At 67.7% G+C, this 18,413-nt stretch carries 17 protein-coding genes and 1 pseudogene; 9 read left to right on the top strand and 9 right to left on the bottom strand.

What is annotated here, in order from left to right; genetic code table 11:
• Nucleotide 1: 1 nt before the first annotated feature.
• Together H0X95_RS26010 and H0X95_RS26005 are read right to left on the bottom strand one after the other, a co-directional pair.
• Nucleotides 2-325, bottom strand: coding sequence for a MoaF-related domain-containing protein (locus H0X95_RS26010; protein ID WP_006482596.1), 324 nt, complete (start codon nt 323-325; stop codon nt 2-4).
• Between the two features lie 29 nt (nt 326-354).
• Nucleotides 355-1,557 carry an MFS transporter gene (locus H0X95_RS26005; protein ID WP_006482611.1) on the bottom strand — a complete coding sequence of 401 codons (1,203 nt, stop codon included), beginning with the start codon at nt 1,555-1,557 and terminating at the stop codon, nt 355-357.
• A gap of 101 nt (nt 1,558-1,658) precedes the next feature.
• Between H0X95_RS26005 and H0X95_RS26000 the strand changes: the two genes are divergently transcribed.
• Nucleotides 1,659-2,600: a LysR family transcriptional regulator gene (locus tag H0X95_RS26000; RefSeq protein ID WP_006482606.1), complete on the top strand. Its 942-nt coding sequence runs from the start codon at nt 1,659-1,661 to the stop codon at nt 2,598-2,600.
• 70 nt (nt 2,601-2,670) lie between these two features.
• On the opposite strand, the gene zwf is transcribed toward H0X95_RS26000, so the two are convergent.
• Nucleotides 2,671-4,146: a glucose-6-phosphate dehydrogenase gene (zwf, locus tag H0X95_RS25995; protein WP_006482600.1), complete on the bottom strand. Its 1,476-nt coding sequence runs from the start codon at nt 4,144-4,146 to the stop codon at nt 2,671-2,673.
• A 201-nt stretch (nt 4,147-4,347) separates the two neighbouring features.
• Here zwf and H0X95_RS25990 point away from each other — a divergent pair, with 201 nt between their 5' ends.
• Together H0X95_RS25990 and H0X95_RS25985 are read left to right on the top strand one after the other, a co-directional pair.
• Nucleotides 4,348-4,926 (top strand): TetR/AcrR family transcriptional regulator, encoded by a 579-nt coding sequence (locus tag H0X95_RS25990; protein WP_006482593.1) that lies wholly within the window; start codon nt 4,348-4,350, stop codon nt 4,924-4,926.
• Nucleotides 4,927-5,079: 153 nt separating this feature from the next.
• Nucleotides 5,080-5,955 (top strand): SDR family NAD(P)-dependent oxidoreductase, encoded by an 876-nt coding sequence (locus H0X95_RS25985; protein ID WP_059722114.1) that lies wholly within the window; start codon nt 5,080-5,082, stop codon nt 5,953-5,955.
• Between the two features lie 28 nt (nt 5,956-5,983).
• On the opposite strand, the gene H0X95_RS25980 is transcribed toward H0X95_RS25985, so the two are convergent.
• Nucleotides 5,984-6,895, bottom strand: coding sequence for a LysR family transcriptional regulator (locus H0X95_RS25980; RefSeq protein WP_006482585.1), 912 nt, complete (start codon nt 6,893-6,895; stop codon nt 5,984-5,986).
• Nucleotides 6,896-7,131: 236 nt separating this feature from the next.
• On the opposite strand from H0X95_RS25980, the gene H0X95_RS25975 reads away from it, so the two are divergent.
• The gene (locus H0X95_RS25975; protein ID WP_059722112.1) at nt 7,132-8,475 is read left to right on the top strand and encodes a serine hydrolase domain-containing protein; all 1,344 of its coding nucleotides are present in this window, start codon (nt 7,132-7,134) and stop codon (nt 8,473-8,475) included.
• A gap of 118 nt (nt 8,476-8,593) precedes the next feature.
• On the opposite strand, the gene H0X95_RS25970 is transcribed toward H0X95_RS25975, so the two are convergent.
• The 4 genes from H0X95_RS25970 to H0X95_RS25955 all read right to left on the bottom strand — a co-directional run bounded on the left by H0X95_RS25970 (nt 8,594) and on the right by H0X95_RS25955 (nt 11,777).
• Entirely contained in the window at nt 8,594-9,172 is a 579-nt protein-coding gene (locus H0X95_RS25970; RefSeq protein ID WP_006482604.1) for a peroxidase-related enzyme, read from the bottom strand.
• 33 nt (nt 9,173-9,205) lie between these two features.
• Entirely contained in the window at nt 9,206-10,189 is a 984-nt protein-coding gene (gene acuI / locus H0X95_RS25965; RefSeq protein WP_059722110.1) for an acrylyl-CoA reductase (NADPH), read from the bottom strand.
• Between the two features lie 45 nt (nt 10,190-10,234).
• On the bottom strand, nt 10,235-10,873 hold the full coding sequence (gene acuR / locus H0X95_RS25960; RefSeq protein ID WP_059722108.1) for an acrylate utilization transcriptional regulator AcuR: 639 nt from the start codon (nt 10,871-10,873) through the stop codon (nt 10,235-10,237).
• Between the two features lie 88 nt (nt 10,874-10,961).
• Entirely contained in the window at nt 10,962-11,777 is an 816-nt protein-coding gene (locus H0X95_RS25955) for an IclR family transcriptional regulator (protein ID WP_059722106.1), read from the bottom strand.
• 113 nt (nt 11,778-11,890) lie between these two features.
• Here H0X95_RS25955 and H0X95_RS25950 point away from each other — a divergent pair, with 113 nt between their 5' ends.
• The 3 genes and pseudogenes from H0X95_RS25950 to H0X95_RS36060 form a co-directional block, all read left to right on the top strand.
• Entirely contained in the window at nt 11,891-14,236 is a 2,346-nt protein-coding gene (locus H0X95_RS25950) for a cytochrome P450/oxidoreductase (protein ID WP_196446277.1), read from the top strand.
• 66 nt (nt 14,237-14,302) lie between these two features.
• Nucleotides 14,303-15,637 (top strand): MFS transporter, encoded by a 1,335-nt coding sequence (locus H0X95_RS25945; RefSeq protein ID WP_006482599.1) that lies wholly within the window; start codon nt 14,303-14,305, stop codon nt 15,635-15,637.
• Nucleotides 15,638-15,715: 78 nt separating this feature from the next.
• Nucleotides 15,716-15,854, top strand: a pseudogene (locus H0X95_RS36060) (short-chain dehydrogenase/reductase); the annotation flags it as partial.
• 17 nt (nt 15,855-15,871) lie between these two features.
• On the opposite strand, the gene H0X95_RS25940 reads toward H0X95_RS36060, so the two are convergent.
• Nucleotides 15,872-16,582: an IclR family transcriptional regulator gene (locus tag H0X95_RS25940; RefSeq protein ID WP_006482615.1), complete on the bottom strand. Its 711-nt coding sequence runs from the start codon at nt 16,580-16,582 to the stop codon at nt 15,872-15,874.
• 165 nt (nt 16,583-16,747) lie between these two features.
• On the opposite strand from H0X95_RS25940, the gene H0X95_RS25935 reads away from it, so the two are divergent.
• Both H0X95_RS25935 and H0X95_RS25930 read left to right on the top strand, forming a co-directional pair.
• Nucleotides 16,748-17,446, top strand: coding sequence for an RraA family protein (locus H0X95_RS25935; protein WP_059722102.1), 699 nt, complete (start codon nt 16,748-16,750; stop codon nt 17,444-17,446).
• The gene (locus H0X95_RS25930) at nt 17,446-18,393 is read left to right on the top strand and encodes an NAD(P)-dependent oxidoreductase (RefSeq protein WP_059722243.1); all 948 of its coding nucleotides are present in this window, start codon (nt 17,446-17,448) and stop codon (nt 18,391-18,393) included. Before H0X95_RS25935 ends, H0X95_RS25930 begins: the two co-directional genes overlap by 1 nt.
• Nucleotides 18,394-18,413: the final 20 nt, after the last annotated feature.

Genomic DNA, 18,413 nt, shown 5'->3' with positions numbered 1-18,413 from the left:
TTCAGACCGCGCGCAGGCTGCCGTCGAGGCGGTAGAAGTCGAGCGACGCCGCGGTGAAGAACGAGCGCGACGTGCCGGCGGCGAAGTCGTCGATATGCACGACGGTCGCGCGATCGGCTTCCTGCCACGAGATCGCGTAGGTCTCGCCGGCGATGCGCTGCCACGTGTATTCGACTTCGCCCTTCGCGCCCGCGTACGGGCCTTCGGTGATCGCGTAGCGCATGTGGCGGCCGTCCTCGTCGTACGCGTTGAGCGCGGTGAGGCCGTCGTAACGGACTTCGAAGGTCTTGCCGGCGAACGGCGGACGTTGGGTCGATGCGTTCATGCTGGGTAGCTCCTGCAAAAAAGTGACGTTCAATGGGCGAGTTCGACGGGTTCGGCCGTGCGTTCCGGCAGCCCGTGGCGGCGGTCGAGACGGCCGCTCAGCGCGGTGAGCGCAAAGGCGCCGAGCGTGACGACGGCGGCGATCCACGGCGTGTGGCCGAGGCCGACGTTCGCGACGATCAGGCCGCCGAGCGACGAGCCGCCGGCCACGCCGAGGTTGAAGGCGGCGATGTTGAAGCCCGATGCGACGTCGGTGGCGTCCGGCGCGAAGTGGCGCGCCTGCTTGACGACGTACACCTGCAGCCCCGGCACGTTGCCGAACGCCACGGCGCCCCACGCGAGCATCGTCAGCACCGCGAGCCATTTCACGTGGATCGTGAAGGTCAGCGCGAGCAGCACGATCGCGAGCAGCAGGAAGATCCGCTTGAGCGCCTTCACGGGGCCGACGGCGTCCGCGAGCTTGCCGCCCCACACGTTGCCGACCGCGACCGAGACGCCGTAGCCGACGAGCACGAGGCTGACCTGCGACGGCGTGAAGCCGGCGATTTGTTCGAGCAGCGGCGCCATATAGGTGAACGCGATCAGCGAGCCGCCGTAACCGACGGCCGTCATCGCATAGACGAGCAGCAGGCGCGGCTGGGCCAGCACGCGCAGCTGACGGGCGAGCGGCGCCGGCGGCGTCTGCGGCAACCCGCGCGGCACGAAGGCGACCGCACCGAGGAACGCGACCAGCCCGAACAGCGCGACGATCAGGAACGTCGCGCGCCAGCCGAAGTGCTGGCCGATGAAGGTGCCGAGCGGAATGCCGGCGACGAACGCGACGGTCATCCCGCTGAACATCGTCGCGATCGCGCTGGCGGCCTTGTCCTTCGGCACGAGCGTGGTCGCGATGATCGAGCCGACCGAGAAGAACACGCCGTGCGCGAGGCCGGTGAGGATGCGCGCGACGATCAGCGATTCGTAGCCGGGCGCCTGCCACGCGACGAGGTTGCCGACGGTGAAGAGCGCCATCAGCCCGGCGAGCAGCGCCTTGCGCGGCACGCGGCCGGTGAGCGCGGTGAGGAGCGGCGCGCCGATCGCGACGCTCAGCGCATACAGGCTGACGAGCAGGCCGGCGGACGGCAGGCTGACGCCGAGATCGGCGCCGATCGTCGGGATCAGCCCGACGATCACGAATTCGGTGGTGCCGATGGCAAAGGCGCTGATGGTCAGCGCGAGCAACGCGAGTGGCATGACGGGATCCGGGTTTCAGTAGGAATGGATCGCAGTGTGCCGGCTTTACTTTTGCTGAAAAACTGGTCTATAAACCAAATTGTTTTGATTTCAAGTCAACAATGAAAACCACCCTCGACGAACTCCAGGCCTTTACCGCCGTGGTCGACACCGGTTCGATCACGGCGGCCGCCCAGCAACTCGACCTCACCGTGTCGGCGACGAGCCGCACGCTCGCGCGCCTCGAGGAAAAGCTGAAGACCACGCTGCTGCGCCGGACCACGCGCCGGCTCGAACTGACAGAAGAGGGGCGCGCATTCCTGCAGGACGCGCGCGCGATCATCGAATCGGTCGAGAGTGCGGAAGAGCAGATGCTCGCGCGGCGCGAGATGCCGTCCGGACGCCTGCGCGTCGACGCCGCGACGCCGTTCATGCTGCACGTGATCGTGCCGCTCGTGCGCGGCTACCGCGAACGCTTCCCGAAGGTCGAACTGGAACTGAACAGCAACGAGGGCATCACCGACCTGCTGGAGCGGCGCACCGACGTCGCGATCCGGATCGGCCGGTTGAAGGATTCGACGCTGCACAGCCGGCGGATCGGCAACAGCCGGGTACGCATGCTCGCGAGCCCCGCGTACCTCGAAGCGCATGGCCAGCCGCGCAAGGTCGAGGATCTCGCGAAGCACACGCTGCTCGGCTTCACGCAGCCCGAATCGTTGAACGTATGGCCGATCCTCGGCGCGGACGGCGAAGCGTGCCGCATCGAGCCGGACGTGTATTCGTCGAGCGGCGAAACGCTGCGGCAGCTGGCGCTGGAGGGCACGGGCGTCGTCTGCCTGTCCGATTTCGTGACCGCGCGGGATCGCGAGGCGGGGCGGCTCGCGCAGGTACTCGCGCGCCAGACGCTCGACGTCCAGCAGCCGATTCACGCGGTGTACTACCGCAATACCGCGATTTCGTCGCGGATCGCGTCGTTCGTCGACTACCTGATCGAGGTGCTGGGCGGCGGCAGCGGCGGCGATGCGCCGGCGCGGCGCAAGGCCGCGTGGATGGTGCCGCAGTAGCGATACAGGGCAGGTGGGGCTGCCCGTCGGGAACGGGCGTGCCGCGCGGCGGCACGCCGTCGCGTTGCGATTACGCCTCTTCGGCCCACGACATTCCGTCGCGCGCGAGCAGCGCCGACGAAGCCGCGGGCCCGAACGTGCCGGCCGTGTACAGGCGCGGCCGGTCGCCGAGCTGCTTCCAGCCGTCGAGGATCGGCTCGACCCACGACCACGCGGCTTCGAGTTCGTCGCGGCGCATGAAGTGCGTGAGGCGGCCGCGGATCACGTCGATCAGCAGCCGCTCGTACGCTTCCGCGCGCCGTTCCGGAATCGCCTGCTGCAGGTCGAGGTTCAGGCTCACCGGCACCATGTTCATCCCGCTGCCCGGCTCCTTCGCGAGCATCTGCAACTGGATCGACTCTTCCGGCTGGAGCCGGATCACGAGGCGGTTGCCGTAATTGCGCGGACCGGTCGGGATGATCGAGAACGGCATGTCCGCGAACTCGATCACGATTTCCGACTGGCGGCGCTGCAGCCGCTTGCCGGTGCGCAGGAAGAACGGCACGTTCGCCCAGCGCCAGTTGTTGATGTGCGCGCGCAGCGCGACGAAGGTTTCCGCGCGGCTGTCCGCCGGCACGTTGTCCTCCTCGAGATAGCCCTTGACCGGCTGGCCGTCGACCGCGCCGGCCGTGTACTGGCCGCGCACCGTGTCGCGCGCGACGTCCGACAGCGACATCGGCCGCAGCGAGCGCAGCACCTTCAGCTTCTCGTCGCGCACCGCATCCGGGTCGAGCGACACGGGCGGCTCCATCGCGACGATGCACAGCAGTTGCAGCAGGTGGTTCTGCACCATGTCGCGCAGCGCGCCGGTATGGTCGTAGAAGCCCGCGCGGCTGCCGACGCCGACCGTCTCCGCCACCGTGATCTGCACGCTGCGGATGTTCGGCGCCTGCCACAGCGGCCCGAAGATCGGGTTGCCGAAGCGCAGCACCATCAGGTTCTGCACGGTTTCCTTGCCGAGATAGTGGTCGATCCGATAGATCTGCGATTCCTCGAAGTGCTTGCCGACCGCGTCGTTGATCGCCTTCGCGGACGCGAGATCGTGGCCCAGCGGCTTTTCGAGGACGACGCGCGAGTGCGCGTCGACGAGGTGCGCGGCCGACAGGTTGTCGCAGATCGTCGTGAACAGCTCCGGCGACGTCGACAGGTAGAACACGCGGACCGCCTCGCTCCGCGCCGCTTCGGCGAGCCGCTGGTAGTCGTCCGGCGCGTTCACGTCGATCAGCACGTACTTGAACAGGTCGAGGAAGCGGCTCCACGCGTCGGCGTCGAACGCCTTCTCGTCGATGAACGGGCGCGACTGCTCGTCCATGAACTTGCGATAACCGTCGATGCCCCAGTCGCGGCGGCCGACGGCGATGATGCGCGTCTCGGGCGGAAGATTGCAGTGCAGGTGCGCCATGTACAGCGCGGGCAACAGCTTGCGGGCGGCCAGGTCGCCGCCGCCGCCGAAGATGATCATGTCGACGGGCCGGTCGGCCGCGGTCTGGGAAGGCTGATTCGTCATGGGAGGTTCGCGGTTTGAAACGGTGAACGTGAAACGAACGTCGAGGGCATCGGGCGCCGGATGGCCGGCGCCGGTACGGCAAAACGCTAATAGTGCACCGTTTTGATGGATTGCGTATGCGTTCCCCCGGATGTAACAAGACTTGCATTCCTGTCGGCCGCTTGATTATGATTGAGCGCTCACTCATTAAAGGAGTCGAACGTGGCCCGACCGCGCAGTCCCGACAAGCACGAAGCCATCCTCGCCGCGGCCGCGCGCGCGCTCGCCGAGGACGGCGCGAGCGCGACGACCGCGCGCATCGCGAAGCTCGCCGGCGTCGCGGAAGGCACGGTGTTCACCTATTTCGAGACCAAGGATGCGTTGCTGAACGCGCTGTACCTGAGCCTGAAGGCCGACCTGCGCGACGCGATGATGACCGGGTTTCCGGAACACGCGCCGGCCGAGCAGGCCGTGCGGCATGCGTGGAACGGCTATGTGTCGTGGGGTGTCGCGAATCCGGACGGCCGGCGCGCGCTGCGGCAGTTGGGCGTGAGCGGCCGCATCGACGACGCGCATCGGGCGGCCGGCTCGGAAGGCTTCGGCGGGATCGGTGCGCTGCTGCGCGAGCAGGTCGCCGCGTCGGGCGCGCTGCACCGCGACGAAGCGCATGCGTTCTGCGCGGCGTTGTTTACGTCGATCGCGGAAACCGCGATGGAGTCGATCGCGCGCGATCCGGCGCGGGCCGATGCGTACCGGGAAGCCGGGTTTCGCGCATTGTGGGCCGTGTTGCACGCGGTGTGAGTCAAGGTTCGTCGTCGTGGCGGCGCATGGCGCGACGACGGGTAGCGCGTTTCAAGCCGGGCGATGCAAGTCATGGATGATCGACACATCGCCCACATTAATGAGTGAGTAATCATTCATTTTCATCGTTTCATCACGCTCAAGGAGCGAAAAATGTCGAAAGTCTGGTTGGTAACGGGGGCCGCACGCGGCCTCGGGCGAGCGATCTCGGAAGCGGTGCTGGCGGCGGGCGACCGGCTGGTGGCCGGCGTGCGCGATCCGGCGCGACTGGCCGATCTGGCCGAACGGTATGGCGACCGGCTGCTGCCGGTCGAACTCGACGTCACCGACGAAGCGGCGGCCGCGCAGGCCGCCGCGACGGCACGCGCCGCGTTCGGCCGCATCGACGTGCTGGTGAACAACGCGGGCTACGGCCACACGGCGCCGTTCGAGCAGATGAGCGCCAACGCTTTCCGCGACCAGATCGAAACGAACCTGTTCGGCGTGATCAACCTGACGCGCGCGGTGCTGCCGACGATGCGCGCGCAGCGCGCCGGGCACATCTTCCAGGTGTCGTCGGTCGGCGGGCGCACGTCGACGCCCGGATTGTCCGCGTATCAGGCCGCCAAGTGGGCGGTCGGCGGGTTCAGCGACGTGCTCGCGAAGGAAGTCGCGCCGTTCGGCGTGCGGGTGTGCACGCTCGAACCGGGCGGGATGCGTACCGAATGGGCCGCACGGGCGAAGCGCGGCCTCGACGATCTGCTGCCCGACTATCAGCCGTCGGTCGGCAAGATTCTCGACCTGCTCGGCGCGTATGGCGGCCATGAAATCGGCGACCCCGCACGCATCGCGGCGCTGATCGTCGACCTGTCGCGCCGCGACGACGTGCCGCTGCGCCTGCTGCTCGGCGGCGATGCGCTGTTCGTCTGCGAGCAGGCGGAGCGGCAGCGTGCGGAAGAGGCGGCGCGGTGGCGGGACGCCACGTTGTCGACGCAGTTTCCGGACGCGAAGCTGCCGGACGGGCTCGATGCGTTGAAGGCGATCGAGTAACGGCGGTCGGCAGCACGGCGCGTGGCGTTCAGCGCGCGCCGTGCTGCCGCTGCGCGGCTTTCTCCCATGCCGCGCCGGCGGCGTCGATCGCTTCGAGGATCGGCGACGGGTTCCACGTGCCGGGTTTCCACACCGCGACGATCGAATGGACGAGGCTGCCGTGCCCGACCTCCGTGTCGATGCGCGTGACGGACGGCCAGCGCCCGGCGTCGAAATGCGTCGGCAGGAAGCCCCAGCCATGGCCGTGCTGGAGCAGGTGACGCACGGTTTCGAGTTCGTTCGCGTACACGAGCCGGTCCGAGACCTGCAGCAGTTGCGCGAACTGCGTGCCCAGCGAGCGGTGCATCACGACCTGCGGCTTCGCGGCGAGCGCGGGGACCGTGACCGGCGACCCGGTGGCCGGAAACAGGTCGGCCGACGCGTAAAAGCCGATCTCGATCGCGCCGACCGCCCGCCATTCGAGCTCGGCCGCGACGAACCGGTTGCGCGCGAGACTGATCGCGACCTGCGCGGCGCCGGACACGAGCGCCGCCTCGGCTTCGTCGCGCGACGCGCTCCAGGTACTGACGTCGATGCCCGACGCGGCGAGATCGTCGATCAGCGCATGCAGCAGCGTGCGCGGCACGAACGGATCGTAGGCGATGCGGATCGCGTCGGCGATGCCGGACGGCACGCCTTTCGCCGCGGCGCCGAACGCCTGCGCCTGCCGCAGCAGCAGGCGCGCCTGGCGTTGCAGGCGCTCGCCCTCCGACGTCAGCGACAGCGATCGTCCGCTGCGCGCGAACAGCGCAAAGCCCAACTCGATTTCGAAGAATTCCAGCAGCTCGCTGACGGTCGAGCGGTCCTTGCCGAGATGCGCGGCGGCCTTCGTGATGCTGCCGTGTTCGGCAATGCACGCGAACGCCTCGATCTGCGCGAGCGAGTAAGTCAGTGCGCCCATGATGTCCCTTCCGGCGGATGCGGGGGATTTTCCCACATGTGCCGTTTTGCCTCGTCGACGCGCGCACTCGATACTGGTTTCGAGGGCGCGATGCGGGAGCCGTCGCCGGCGCGATCGACCCGCGTATGCCGCGCGTCGGACGCCGGTGACGATGGCGCCGCCCCCTGAAACGTTCGGGCCGCGCGGCGGAAACTTTCTTGCGCAGGCGCGACCGGACATCGTCGACAAGGACACCCATGAAACCGAGGTTCGATCGTTCATTCGGCATCGCGCTCGCGGCGGCGGTCGTCGCGGGCAGCGCGGCGACGGCGTCGTTCGCGCAAGTCGCGTCGTCTGCCGCGGCGCCGGCCGCCGCGACGTGCGGCGGCGTCGCGCTCGCCACGTGCCCCGCGCCGTTCGACGCGACGCTGCCCGACCCGAAGCGGATGCTGACGTGGAGCCAGCCGGATCGCGTGATCGGCTTTCGCAACGACTATCGCAACTATCCGGGCGACGTGTTCCACCATCGCGCGGCCACGCCGTTGGTCGATGCCGCCCGCATGCTGACCGACGTGTCGTACGAAGTGCACGGCAAGCGCTACACGCTGAAGGACTACCTGAAGCATCAGGACGTGGCCGGCCTGCTGGTGCTGAAGGACGGCAAGATCGCATACAAGTATCTGGGCGACGGCAACACCGATACGACGTTGTGGACGTCGCGCTCGGTCGGCAAGTCGGTCGTGTCGACGCTCGTCGGTGTCGCGTTGCGGGAAGGGAAGATCAAGTCGCTCGACGATCGCGTGACCGACTACGAGCCGGACCTGAAGGGCACCGCGTGGGACCGCGTGACGCTGAAGCAGTTGATCCAGCACACGTCCGGCGTCGCGTGGAACGAGAGCTACACGAATCCGGACTCCGACTTCGCGAAACTCACGCAATGCGAGGCGCGGCCCGGCACGTACGCGTGCGTGCGCACGCTGGTCAAGGGGCTCGGTCGCGCGCATCCGCCCGGGCAGACCTGGTCGTACAGTTCCGGCGGTGCGTGGCTGCTCGGCGACGTGCTCGAGCGCGCGACCGGCATGTCGCTCGCCGCTTATCTCGAAAAGACGATCTGGAAGCCGTACGGGATGGCGAGCGATGGTGTGTGGCACGCGTATCGCAAAGGGCGGCACGACGTCGGCGCGCACGGCTTCAATGCGACGCTGGAAGACTGGGGACGCTTCGGTGAATTCGTGCTGGGTGGCGGCAAGCTGCCCGACGGCACGCGGATTTTGCCGGACGGCTGGCTCGACCAGGCGTCGGACTGGACACAGGCGCGGCAGTCGGTGTCGGCCGGGCATCCCGACGGCATCTACGGCTACCAGTGGTGGAACAACGCGGTGCCGGTCGATGCGAAGGGCACGGACCCGACGCCCGCGGCGTCGTTGCGCGGTTCGCTGTGGGCGCTCGGCATCTTCGGTCAGGTCATCATGGTCAATCGCGCCGAGCATCTCGTGATCGTGCAATGGTCGACGTGGCCGAAGGCGGAGCCGTCGTTCGATACGCTGCCGCTCGAAGCGTCGGTGTTCTACAGCGCGATCGCGCGGGAACTGCGGGATTGAACGCGCGTGTCGCGGCCATCCGGTCGCGGCGCATTTCCTGCCGCAACGCACGGAAGGCCGGACGCGGGTACGCCGGCTTTCCGTAGCGACGAGGTGGCGCTCGCCGCGCTCGAGGCCGTCAGCGGCCCAGCGCGTAAAACTCCGCGTTGGGCCGCATGTTCGTCACGTTCGCGAGGCGGTTGGACATCCCGAAGAAGGCCGAGATCGCCGCGATGTCCCAGATGTCGTCTTCGGTGAAGCCGTGCGTCTTCAGCGCGTCGAAGTCCGGTTCGCCCACTTGATGCGCGGCCTGCGACACCTTCATCGCGAAGTCCAGCATCGCCTTCTGGCGCGCGGTGAGGTCGGCCTTGCGGTAGTTGGTGGCGACCTGGTCGGCGATCAGCGGGTCCTTCGCGCGAATGCGCAGGATCGCGCCGTGCGCGATCACGCAGTACTGACACTGGTTCGCGGCGCTGGTGGCCACGACGATCATCTCGCGTTCGGCCTTGCTGAGGTTGCCCGGCTTGTCCATCAGCGCGTCGTGGTACGCCATGAACGCGCGAAACTCGTCCGGGCGGTGCGCGAGGGTGAGGAACACGTTCGGGACGAAGCCCGATTTTTCCTGGACGGCCGCGATGCGTGCGCGAATGTCGTCGGGCAGGTCTTCGAGCGCCGGCACGGGAAAGCGGCTGACGGGGGCGTTGTCTGGAGCAGTCATGAGGTCTCCTGGATAAAGTGGCACGAAGGGCGATCAGGCATTGACGTCGACGACGATGCGGCCGCGCACCTTGCCGTCGATCAGTTCCGCCGCCAGCGGAATGGCGTCGCTCAGGCCGACCTGATGGCCGATGGCGCCCAGCTTCTCGACGTCGAGATCGGACGCGAGCCGGCGCCAGGCTTCCAGCCGCTCGGCGCGCGGACACATCACGCTGTCGATCCCGACGAGCGTGACGCCGCGCAGGATGAACGGCGCGACGGTTGCGGGGAAGTCCATGCCGGCGGCGAGGCCGCAGGCCGTCACCACGCCGCGGTAGCGCGTGGTCGCGCACACGTTGGCGAGGACGTGGCTGCCGGCCACGTCGACGGCGCCGGCCCAGCGTTCCTTGCCGAGCGGCTTGCCGGGTACGCTGAATGACGCGCGATCCAGAATCTCGGCCGCGCCGAGTTGCCGCAGATAGTCGGCATCGGCCGGGCGGCCCGTCACGGCGACGACCCGGTATCCGAGTCGCGCGAGAAGGGCCGTCGCGACGCTGCCCACGCCGCCGGCCGCGCCGGTCACGACGATCTCGCCGTCGTCCGGCCGCACGCCGTGCCGTTCCAGCGCCATCACGCACAGCATCGCGGTGTAGCCGGCCGTGCCGATGGCCATCGCCTGTTGCGGCGAAAACGCGGACGGCAACGGCACCAGCCAGTCGCCGTCGACCCGCGCCTTCTGCGCGAGGCCGCCCCAGTGCGTTTCGCCGACGCCCCAGCCGTTGAGCACGACCCGGTCGCCCGGACGGTGATCCGGGTGCGTGCTCGCTTCGACTTCGCCGACCAGGTCGATGCCCGGCACCATCGGGAACTTGCGCACGACCGGGCTCTTGCCGGTGATCGCCAGCCCGTCCTTGTAGTTCAGCGTCGAATGGCCCACGCGGATCGTCACGTTGCCGGCCGGCAACTGCGCGTCGTCCAGCGTGTGCAGCCTCACGTGCTGGCCGGTCTCGTCCTTGTCGATCACGATGCCCTGGAACATCCGTCCTCCTTTCTAGACCGATCGTCTAGTTAATGGTAAAAAAATTCAGCGGCGAGGCAATCCATTGAAGAAAAACTGCGCGAACAGCGCGAGCGGCTGGTCGCTGCGTTCGAGCTTCGCGCGCAGCACGGCGCCTTCCCAGCCGATCCAGAAGAATGCGGCCAGATCGGCGGGGTCGGCGGCATCCGCCAGTTCGCCCGCCTGCTGCGCGTCGGCCAGGCATTCGGCGAGGCGGCGCTGCCAGTCTTCGAACGTCGCGCGCAGACGCGCGCGGAAGCTCTCGGGCAGCGTGCCCATTTCCTGGCCGAGGTTGCCGATCAGGCAGCCGCGGTGGTACGCATGGCGGGCCATGCCGTCGCGGGCGTCGTCGACGAACGCGCGCACGCGCGCCAGCGGCGAGCGTTCCAGCCGGCTGAAATGGCGGTCGAGCTTGCGGGCGAAGAACTCGGCGTAGCGGTCGATCAGTTCGAGGCCGAACGCTTCCTTGCTGTCGAAGTAGTGATAGAACGAGCCTTTCGGCACGCCGGCGCGCCCGAGGATCTCGTCGAGCCCGGTGGCCGAAAAGCCCTTTTCGGTGAGGATCTCGAGCCCGGTGCGCAGCAGCATGTCGCGCGTGGCGACGAGGTCGTCGTGCTGCTTGGGTGGCCGGCCGCGGCGGCGCGGCGGATCGGTGCGCGTGTCCATGGCCGAATAATAGACCGCTCGTCTCAAAAATCAAGCGGAGGGCGAGCCGGCGTCCGGGGGATCCGCGGACGCCGTAGCGGCGACGGGGTCAGCCCGTGTACCCGAGCTCGGCGCTGATCAGCGTGGCCTCGTGGCGCAGCGCCGTCGCGACCGGCCCGTCGATCGACGCGTCGAAGCCGCCCGTGGCGCCCAGCGCGGTGAGTGCGCCGCACATATGCCCGTTTGCGTCGAATAGCGCTGCCGACACCGCGCTGATGCCCTTCAGGTTCGTGTCGCGGACGCTGGCGAGGCCGGCCGCGCGGATCTCGCGCTGCAATTTGCCGACCGGATCGCGTCGGTCGAGCTGGGCGCGCAATTCGGCCGGCGCCGATGCAAGCTCTTCTTCCGCGAGTTTCCGCACGCGAGGTTCGTCGAGCAGCGCGAGGAACAGCCGGCCCGTCGCCGACCACAGCAACGACATGACGGAGCCCGCGCGCACGTTGACCGTCACCGGCAGGCCGGGCTCCTCGAACCGCATGATCGTCGGCCCGCGGTTGCCCATGATCGCGACGAAGCACGTCACTTCGAGGCGCTCGCGCAGGCGCACCAGCGACGGCTCGGCGAGTCGTATCGGGTCGGCCATCCGCATCGCGGCGAGCCCGATCGAGATGCATTGCGGTCCGAGCACGTACTGCTGCGTGCCGCGATCCTGCGTGACGAACGACGCTTCCATCAGGCTCGCCAGATATCTGTGCACTTTCGCGGGATTCTCGTCGAGCCGTGCCGCGAGCGCGGTCAGCGTCGCGCGGCCGCCCGATGCCGCCAGTTCCTTCAGCACGAGAAGGCCGGTCGACGCGGATTGAACGCGTTGCCTGCGGTCCCGCTCGGCGGGTGCGGTCTGTTTCGTTCCGGTGATTTCTTTCATACGGCGGATTCTAGCCCGACGGCCGCCGACGGCGGACCGCCAAGGTTTACCCCAGTCCTGCGATTACGCAATGCGTATTAGATTTACGCTAAATCATCGCACCGGAGTCAATCATGTCCGCCATCGAGCGCCACGCGTCGTCGAAATGTCCGTTTCATCCTGCGCCGGCAGCGGCGACCGCGCCGAACGGGTGCCCGGTCAGCGCGGCCGCGGCCGCGTTCGATCCGTTCGACGACGGCTATCAGCAGGATCCGCCCGAATACGTCCGTTGGGCGCGCGAGCGGGAGCCGGTGTTTTACAGCCCGAAGCTCGGGTACTGGATCGTCACGCGCTACGACGACATCAAGGCCATCTTTCGCGACAACCTCACGTTCAGTCCGTCGATCGCGCTGGAGAAGATCACCCCGACGGGCGCCGAGGCGAACGCGGTGCTCGAGTCGTACGGCTTCGCGCTGAACCGCACGCTCGTCAACGAGGACGAGCCCGCGCACATGCCGCGTCGCCGTGCGCTGCTGGACCCGTTCACGCCCGAAGCGCTGAAGCATCACGAACCGATGGTGCGCCGGCTCGCGCGCGAATACGTGGACCGCTTCATCGACGACGGCCGCGCGGATCTGGTCGACCAGATGTTGTGGGAGGTGCCGTTGACCGTCGCGCTGCACTTTCTCGGCGTGCCGGAAGAGGACATGGACACGCTGCGCGAATACTCGATCGCCCATACGATCAACACGTGGGGCCGTCCGAAACCGGAGGAGCAGGTCGCGGTCGCGCATGCGGTCGGCAAGTTCTGGCAGTTCGCGGGCAAGGTGCTCGACAAGATGCGCGAGGATCCGTCCGGGCCGGGCTGGATGCAGTACGGGATCCGCAAGCAGAAGGCGCTGCCCGACGTGATCACCGATTCGTATCTGCACTCGATGATGATGGCGGGGATCGTCGCCGCGCACGAGACGACCGCGAACGCGACGGCCAATGCGATGAAGCTGCTGCTGCAGCATCCCGATGCGTGGCGCGACATCTGCGACGACCCGTCGCTGATCCCGAACGCGGTCGAGGAGTGCCTGCGCCACAACGGCTCGGTCGCCGCGTGGCGACGGCTCGCGACGAAGGACGTCACGATCGGCGGCGTCGCGGTGCCCGCCGGCTCGAAGCTGTTGATCGTCACGTCGTCCGCGAATCATGACGAAGCGCGCTTCGCGGATGCGGACCTGTTCGACATCCGCCGGGAGAATGCGAGCGATCAGCTCACGTTCGGCTACGGGTCGCATCAGTGCATGGGCAAGAATCTCGCGCGCATGGAGATGCAGATCTTCCTCGAGGAATTCACGCGCCGTCTGCCGCATATGAAGCTGGCGGAACAGCGCTTCACGTATGTGCCGAACACGTCGTTCCGCGGCCCCGAGCACCTGTATGTCGAATGGGATCCGGCGGCGAATCCCGAGCGCCGCGACCCGTCGGCGCTGCGCGCGCGCACGGCGGTGCGCATCGGCGAGCCGTCGTCGCACGCGGTGAGTCGCGTGGTGAAGGTACAGCGCGTGTCGAGGTGCGCGGATCGCGTCGCGCAGGTCCGCCTCGTGTCCGGCGACGGCCGCATGCTGCCGCGCTGGACGCCCGGCGCGCATATCGACGTGATCTGCGGCGATACCGGCATCACGCGCCAGTATTCGCTGTGCGGCGACCCGGCCGAGCGCGACGCGTACGAGATCGCGGTGCTGCACGAAGCGCAGGGCCGCGGCGGATCGGCATGGGTGCATGCGAATCTGCGCGCCGGCGACGTGCTGAAGATCCGCGGGCCGCGCAATCACTTCCGTTTCGCGACCGACGCCGGCAAGGCGATCTTCGTCGCGGGCGGCATCGGCATTACGCCGATCAGCGCGATGGCGCGCGAAGCGAAGGCGCGCGGCATCGACTACGAGGTCCACTATAGCGGCGCACGACGCGCGTCGATGGCGCTGCTCGACACGCTCGCCGCGCTGCACGGGGAGCGTCTGCACGTCTACGTGTCGGAAGAAGGCTCGCGCAACGACTTCCGCGCGCTGTTCGCGCAGCCGGCCGACGACACGCACATCTACGCTTGCGGCCCCGCGCGGATGCTCGATGCGCTCGAAGCGAGCTGCGCGCACTGGCCGCGCGATGCGCTGCGTGTCGAGCATTTCGTGTCGACGCGTGCGGCCCTCGACCCATCGAAGGAGCGGCCATTCGAAGTCGAACTGAAGGATTCCGGCATCACGCTGACGGTCGCGGCGAACCAGACGGTGCTCGACGCATTGCAGCACGCGAACATCGATGTGCAGAGCGACTGCCGCGAAGGGCTGTGCGGATCGTGCGAAGTGCGGGTGCTGGCCGGCCGCGTCGATCATCGCGACAGCGTGCTGACGCGCGCCGAACGCGACGCGCACGATCGCATGATGACCTGCTGTTCGCGCGCGTGCGGCGGCGAGCGGCTCGTGCTCGAACTCTGAATCCACGGGCGTCGCCGCGGCGTCGCTCGCCCCACGCAAACCACAAAAAAACCGGAGACATGCGCGATGAAGAAGCGTGCCAACCTGATGTTCGCCTGTACCGTCGGCACCACGCTGGAGTGGTACGACTTTTTCGCGTTCGCCGCCTGTGCGGTGCTCGTGTTCGACAAGCAGTTCTTCGTCGTCGGCAATCCGCTCGCCGCCACGCTGCTCGCGCTCGCGACGTTCGCCGTCGGCTTCGTCGCGCGGCCGCTCGGCGGCATCGTGTTCGGGATGATCGGCGACCGCATCGGCCGCCGCAAGACGCTCGTCGTCAGTCTGCTGATGATGGGCATCAGCACGTTCTGTGTCGGCTTGCTGCCGACCTATGCGTCGATCGGCATCGCGGCGCCGCTGCTGCTCGTGCTGCTGCGCATCGTGCAGGGCATCGCGGTCGGCGGCGAAGCGACCGGCGCGATCCTGATGATCGCCGAGTCGATGCCCGGCGCGCAGCGCGGCTTCTGGACCAGCTTCACGATGTTCGCCGGGCCGCTCGCGAACGTGCTGACCGCGTTCGTGATCGGGATGGTGCAGCGATTCTACGGCGATGCCGCATTCGTCGACTGGGCGTGGCGGATTCCGTTCTTCATCTCCGCACTGCTCGTGATCGTCGGCTTCTGGACGCGCCGGCGCGTCGAGGAATCGGCGGCGTTCGCCGAGCTGTCGGCCGCGCACCAGACGGTCGAGCGCGCGTCGCTGCGCGACACCTGCGCGAGCAACGGGCGGCAAATGGCGCGTGCGTTCTTCGTGAAAGCCGCGGAAAACACGTTCCTGTATCTGTTTTCGACGTTCGCGCTCGGACTCGCGACCGGCTATCTGCACTTCAGCAGACCGCAGGCACTGTCCGCGCTGATGTGGGCGTCGGCGATCGAGGTCGTCGTCATCCTGATTGCCGCGCACGTGTCGGACCGGATCGGACGGCGCCCGGTGCTGATCGCCGGCCTGCTCGGCGCGGCGATCGCCGGTTGTTCGCTGTTCACGCTGTCGCCAGGCAGCGACTACGTTCATCTGCAACTGGCGTTGATCGCGTGCCTGACGTGCCACGGGATCATTCTCGGACCGATGGCCGCGTACATGGCCGAACTATTTCCGACGCGCGTGCGCTTCACCGCGCTGTCGACCAGCTATCAGCTTGCATCGGTGCTCGGCGGATCGATCGCGCCGATCGTCGGCACGCTGCTCGTCAGCTATACGGGTTCGGCGATCTTCGTTGCCGGCTACGCGATCCTGATGGCGCTGCCGGCGTTCGTCGCGGTGATCGCGTCGCGCGAATCGCGCGGCGAGGACTTCCAGTCACGTTCGATGTCCACCGGCCATGCGGTTGTGCTGACGAACGACCGGCCGCGCTCGACGCATGCGTAAGGAACGCCGCCCGCGTCATGCGGGCGTTCGTACTAACCCTGTTTAAAAACGCTTGTCACGGTGAAAAATTCCGCGTAGGAAGCCGCGTCGTTCGGCGTGCGCGCGTGCACGCTCGAGCCGGGCGGGATGCGTACCGAATGGGTCGCGCAGGCGGCGCGCGGCGCTGATCGTCGACCCGTCGCGCCGCGACGACGTGCCGCTGCGCCTGCTGCTCGGCCGTTGCGGAAGCGGCGATCAGATGCCGTAGACGTTCTCGCAGAGCGCGACACTCGCGCCCAGCTTCCGCGATAGATCGGCGGCCGCATCCAACTGCGGTCGATCCAGTTCACCCGACTCGTGCGCGACGCTGAGGCGCGACGCAGGACCGGACAGTGTCAGCGCCGCCATGAACTTGTCGCCGGCGCCGAAGACCGGCACCGCGAACGCTGCGGTGTGCACATCGCGTGCACCCGCGGTGAAGAGGGGCAGTGCGGGCGGCTTGTCATAGATCGGTTCGCCGAGCCCCCAGAAACGGATCACCTGGCTGATGGCCGTGTCGTCGAGCGGCAGCATCGTGCCCGCGAGCCGCGTTTCACGCAGGCCTTCGGACGGCTCGACCCGAAACAGGCAAAGCCGCTGCCCGTTGTCGTGCACGTAGTACGATGCGCTTTCCTTCGTCAGCGCGGCCAGCGCATGCAGCGCCGGTTCGACCACCGTGGACAGATGGAAGGACTGCTCGTACAGCTTGCCGAGGTACAGCACGCGGTGCCCAAGCGAATAGTTGCCGGACTGCGCGCGCACGACATAGCCCATTCGCTCGAGCGAGTTCATCAGCCGATAGACCGTCGTCTTGTGCATGCCGGAGGCTTGCGACAGTGTCGCGAGCGACTGCGATTCGGCGCCCGGCTTGAAGCAGTCCAGCAGCGAAAGCGCCTTTTCCACGGCAACCACGCCGTCATTTCCCATTCCTTCTCTCCCGTCGACACACAACGGATATTGTACAGAGTAAAACGCTGGTTTACCACGTAAAAGGGTAAACGCCAGTGCCCTGGTATGGGTTGTCTCGTTATAGTGATTTCACTATGTACACCAGTGTTGTACACAGTACAACGCACAACCCGAGGTCGAGTCATGAGCAAGCCATCCGTCAGTACTTCTCCGATCAATCGCGACATCGAACGCATCTCGCCGGAACTCGTTCAGGCGGCCGCGCGTTACCAGGCCGCGATCCTTGCCGACGTCGCGGGCCGCCGCGGCACGGTGCATGGCCGCGTGCGGCCGCTGTCGCCGAAGATGAAGGTCGCCGGCCCCGCAGTCACGGTCGAAGTCCGTCCGGGCGACAACCTGGCGATCCATGCGGCGCTCGCCGTCGCGAAGCCGGGCGACGTCGTCGTCGTCGACGGCAAGGGCGACATCTCGTGCGCGCTGCTTGGCGAAATCATGGCGGCGCAGGCGAAGGCGAGCGGCATCGCCGGCATCGTCATCGATGGGGCGGTGCGCGATTCGCATGAGCTGGCCAACGGTGACTATCCGGTCTTCTCGGCCGGCCTCAATCCGTGCGGCCCGACCAAAAGCATCGCGGGGCGCGTGAATGCGCCGATCTCGCTGGGCGGCACGACGGTCAATCCGGGCGACCTGGTGGTCGGCGACGCAGACGGCGTCGTCGTCATTCCCCGCGCCGACGTCGCGCGCATCGTCGATCTCGCGCAGAAAAAGCGGGACTTCGAAACCACGCGTATCGCGGCGATCCACAAGGGCGACCTTCGTCCGGGCTGGATCGAGAAGGAGTTGCGTGCAGCCGGCATGCTGGCCGAAGGCGAGGCACTGTGATGCGGATCGCTTCGCACAAGCCCGTGGTCCTCGTGACCGCCGCCGACCTGGCGCCGCAAGCGCTCGAGATGCTTGCGCAGTTCGACGTCGTGTTCGCCGGCAAGCAGCCGACCGAGGACGACATCGTGGCGCTCTGCACCCGGCACAAGCCGGTCGCGATCATCGTCCGGTACGGCAAGGTCAACGCCCGCATCATGGACGCGGCCGAAAACCTGCAGGTGATTTCGAAGCACGGCAGCGGCATCGACGTGATCGATCAGGACGCGGCTGCCGCACGCGGTATCGCGGTGCGCGCCGCGGTCGGCGCGAATGCGGCCGCCGTCGCCGAGCATGCATGGGCGCTGCTGCTCGCGTGTGCGAAGTCCGTTCCGCAGCTCGACGTCCGCATGCGCGAAGGCCATTGGGACAAGGCGACGCACAAGTCCGTCGAACTCGACGGGCGCACGCTCGGCCTCGTCGGACTCGGCGCGATCGGCCGGCGCGTGGCCGCGATCGGTGCGGCGTTCGGCATGAAGGTACTCGCGTTCGATCCGTTCGCGAAGGAAGCGCCGGCCGGCGTGAAGCGCGTGCCGCTCGACACGCTGTACGCGGAGTCGGACGTCGTGTCGCTGCATTGTCCGTTGACGGCCGACAACCGCCGGATGCTCAACCGCGACACGTTCGCGCGTTTCAAGCGCGGCGCGATTCTCGTCAATACCGCACGCGGTGGCTTGATCGACGAAGCCGCGCTTGCCGACGCGCTGGCGAGCGGCCAATTGCGCGCGGCCGGCCTCGACAGCTTCGATGTCGAGCCGATGACGGTGCCGCACCCGTTCCAGCAGATCCCCAACGTGATTCTGTCTCCGCATGTCGGCGGCGTGAGCGATGCCGCGTACGTGAACATGGGCAAGGGCGCGGCCGCCAACGTTCTCGCGGTGCTCGACGAACGCGCGCACAGCGCGGCTTGAACCCTGGACATCGAGGTACG

The sequence above is a fragment of the Burkholderia sp. 9779_493 genome, assembly GCF_015712215.1.
GTDB lineage: Bacteria > Pseudomonadota > Gammaproteobacteria > Burkholderiales > Burkholderiaceae > Burkholderia > Burkholderia cenocepacia.
This window is presented reverse-complemented; position numbering and strand designations above follow the sequence as displayed.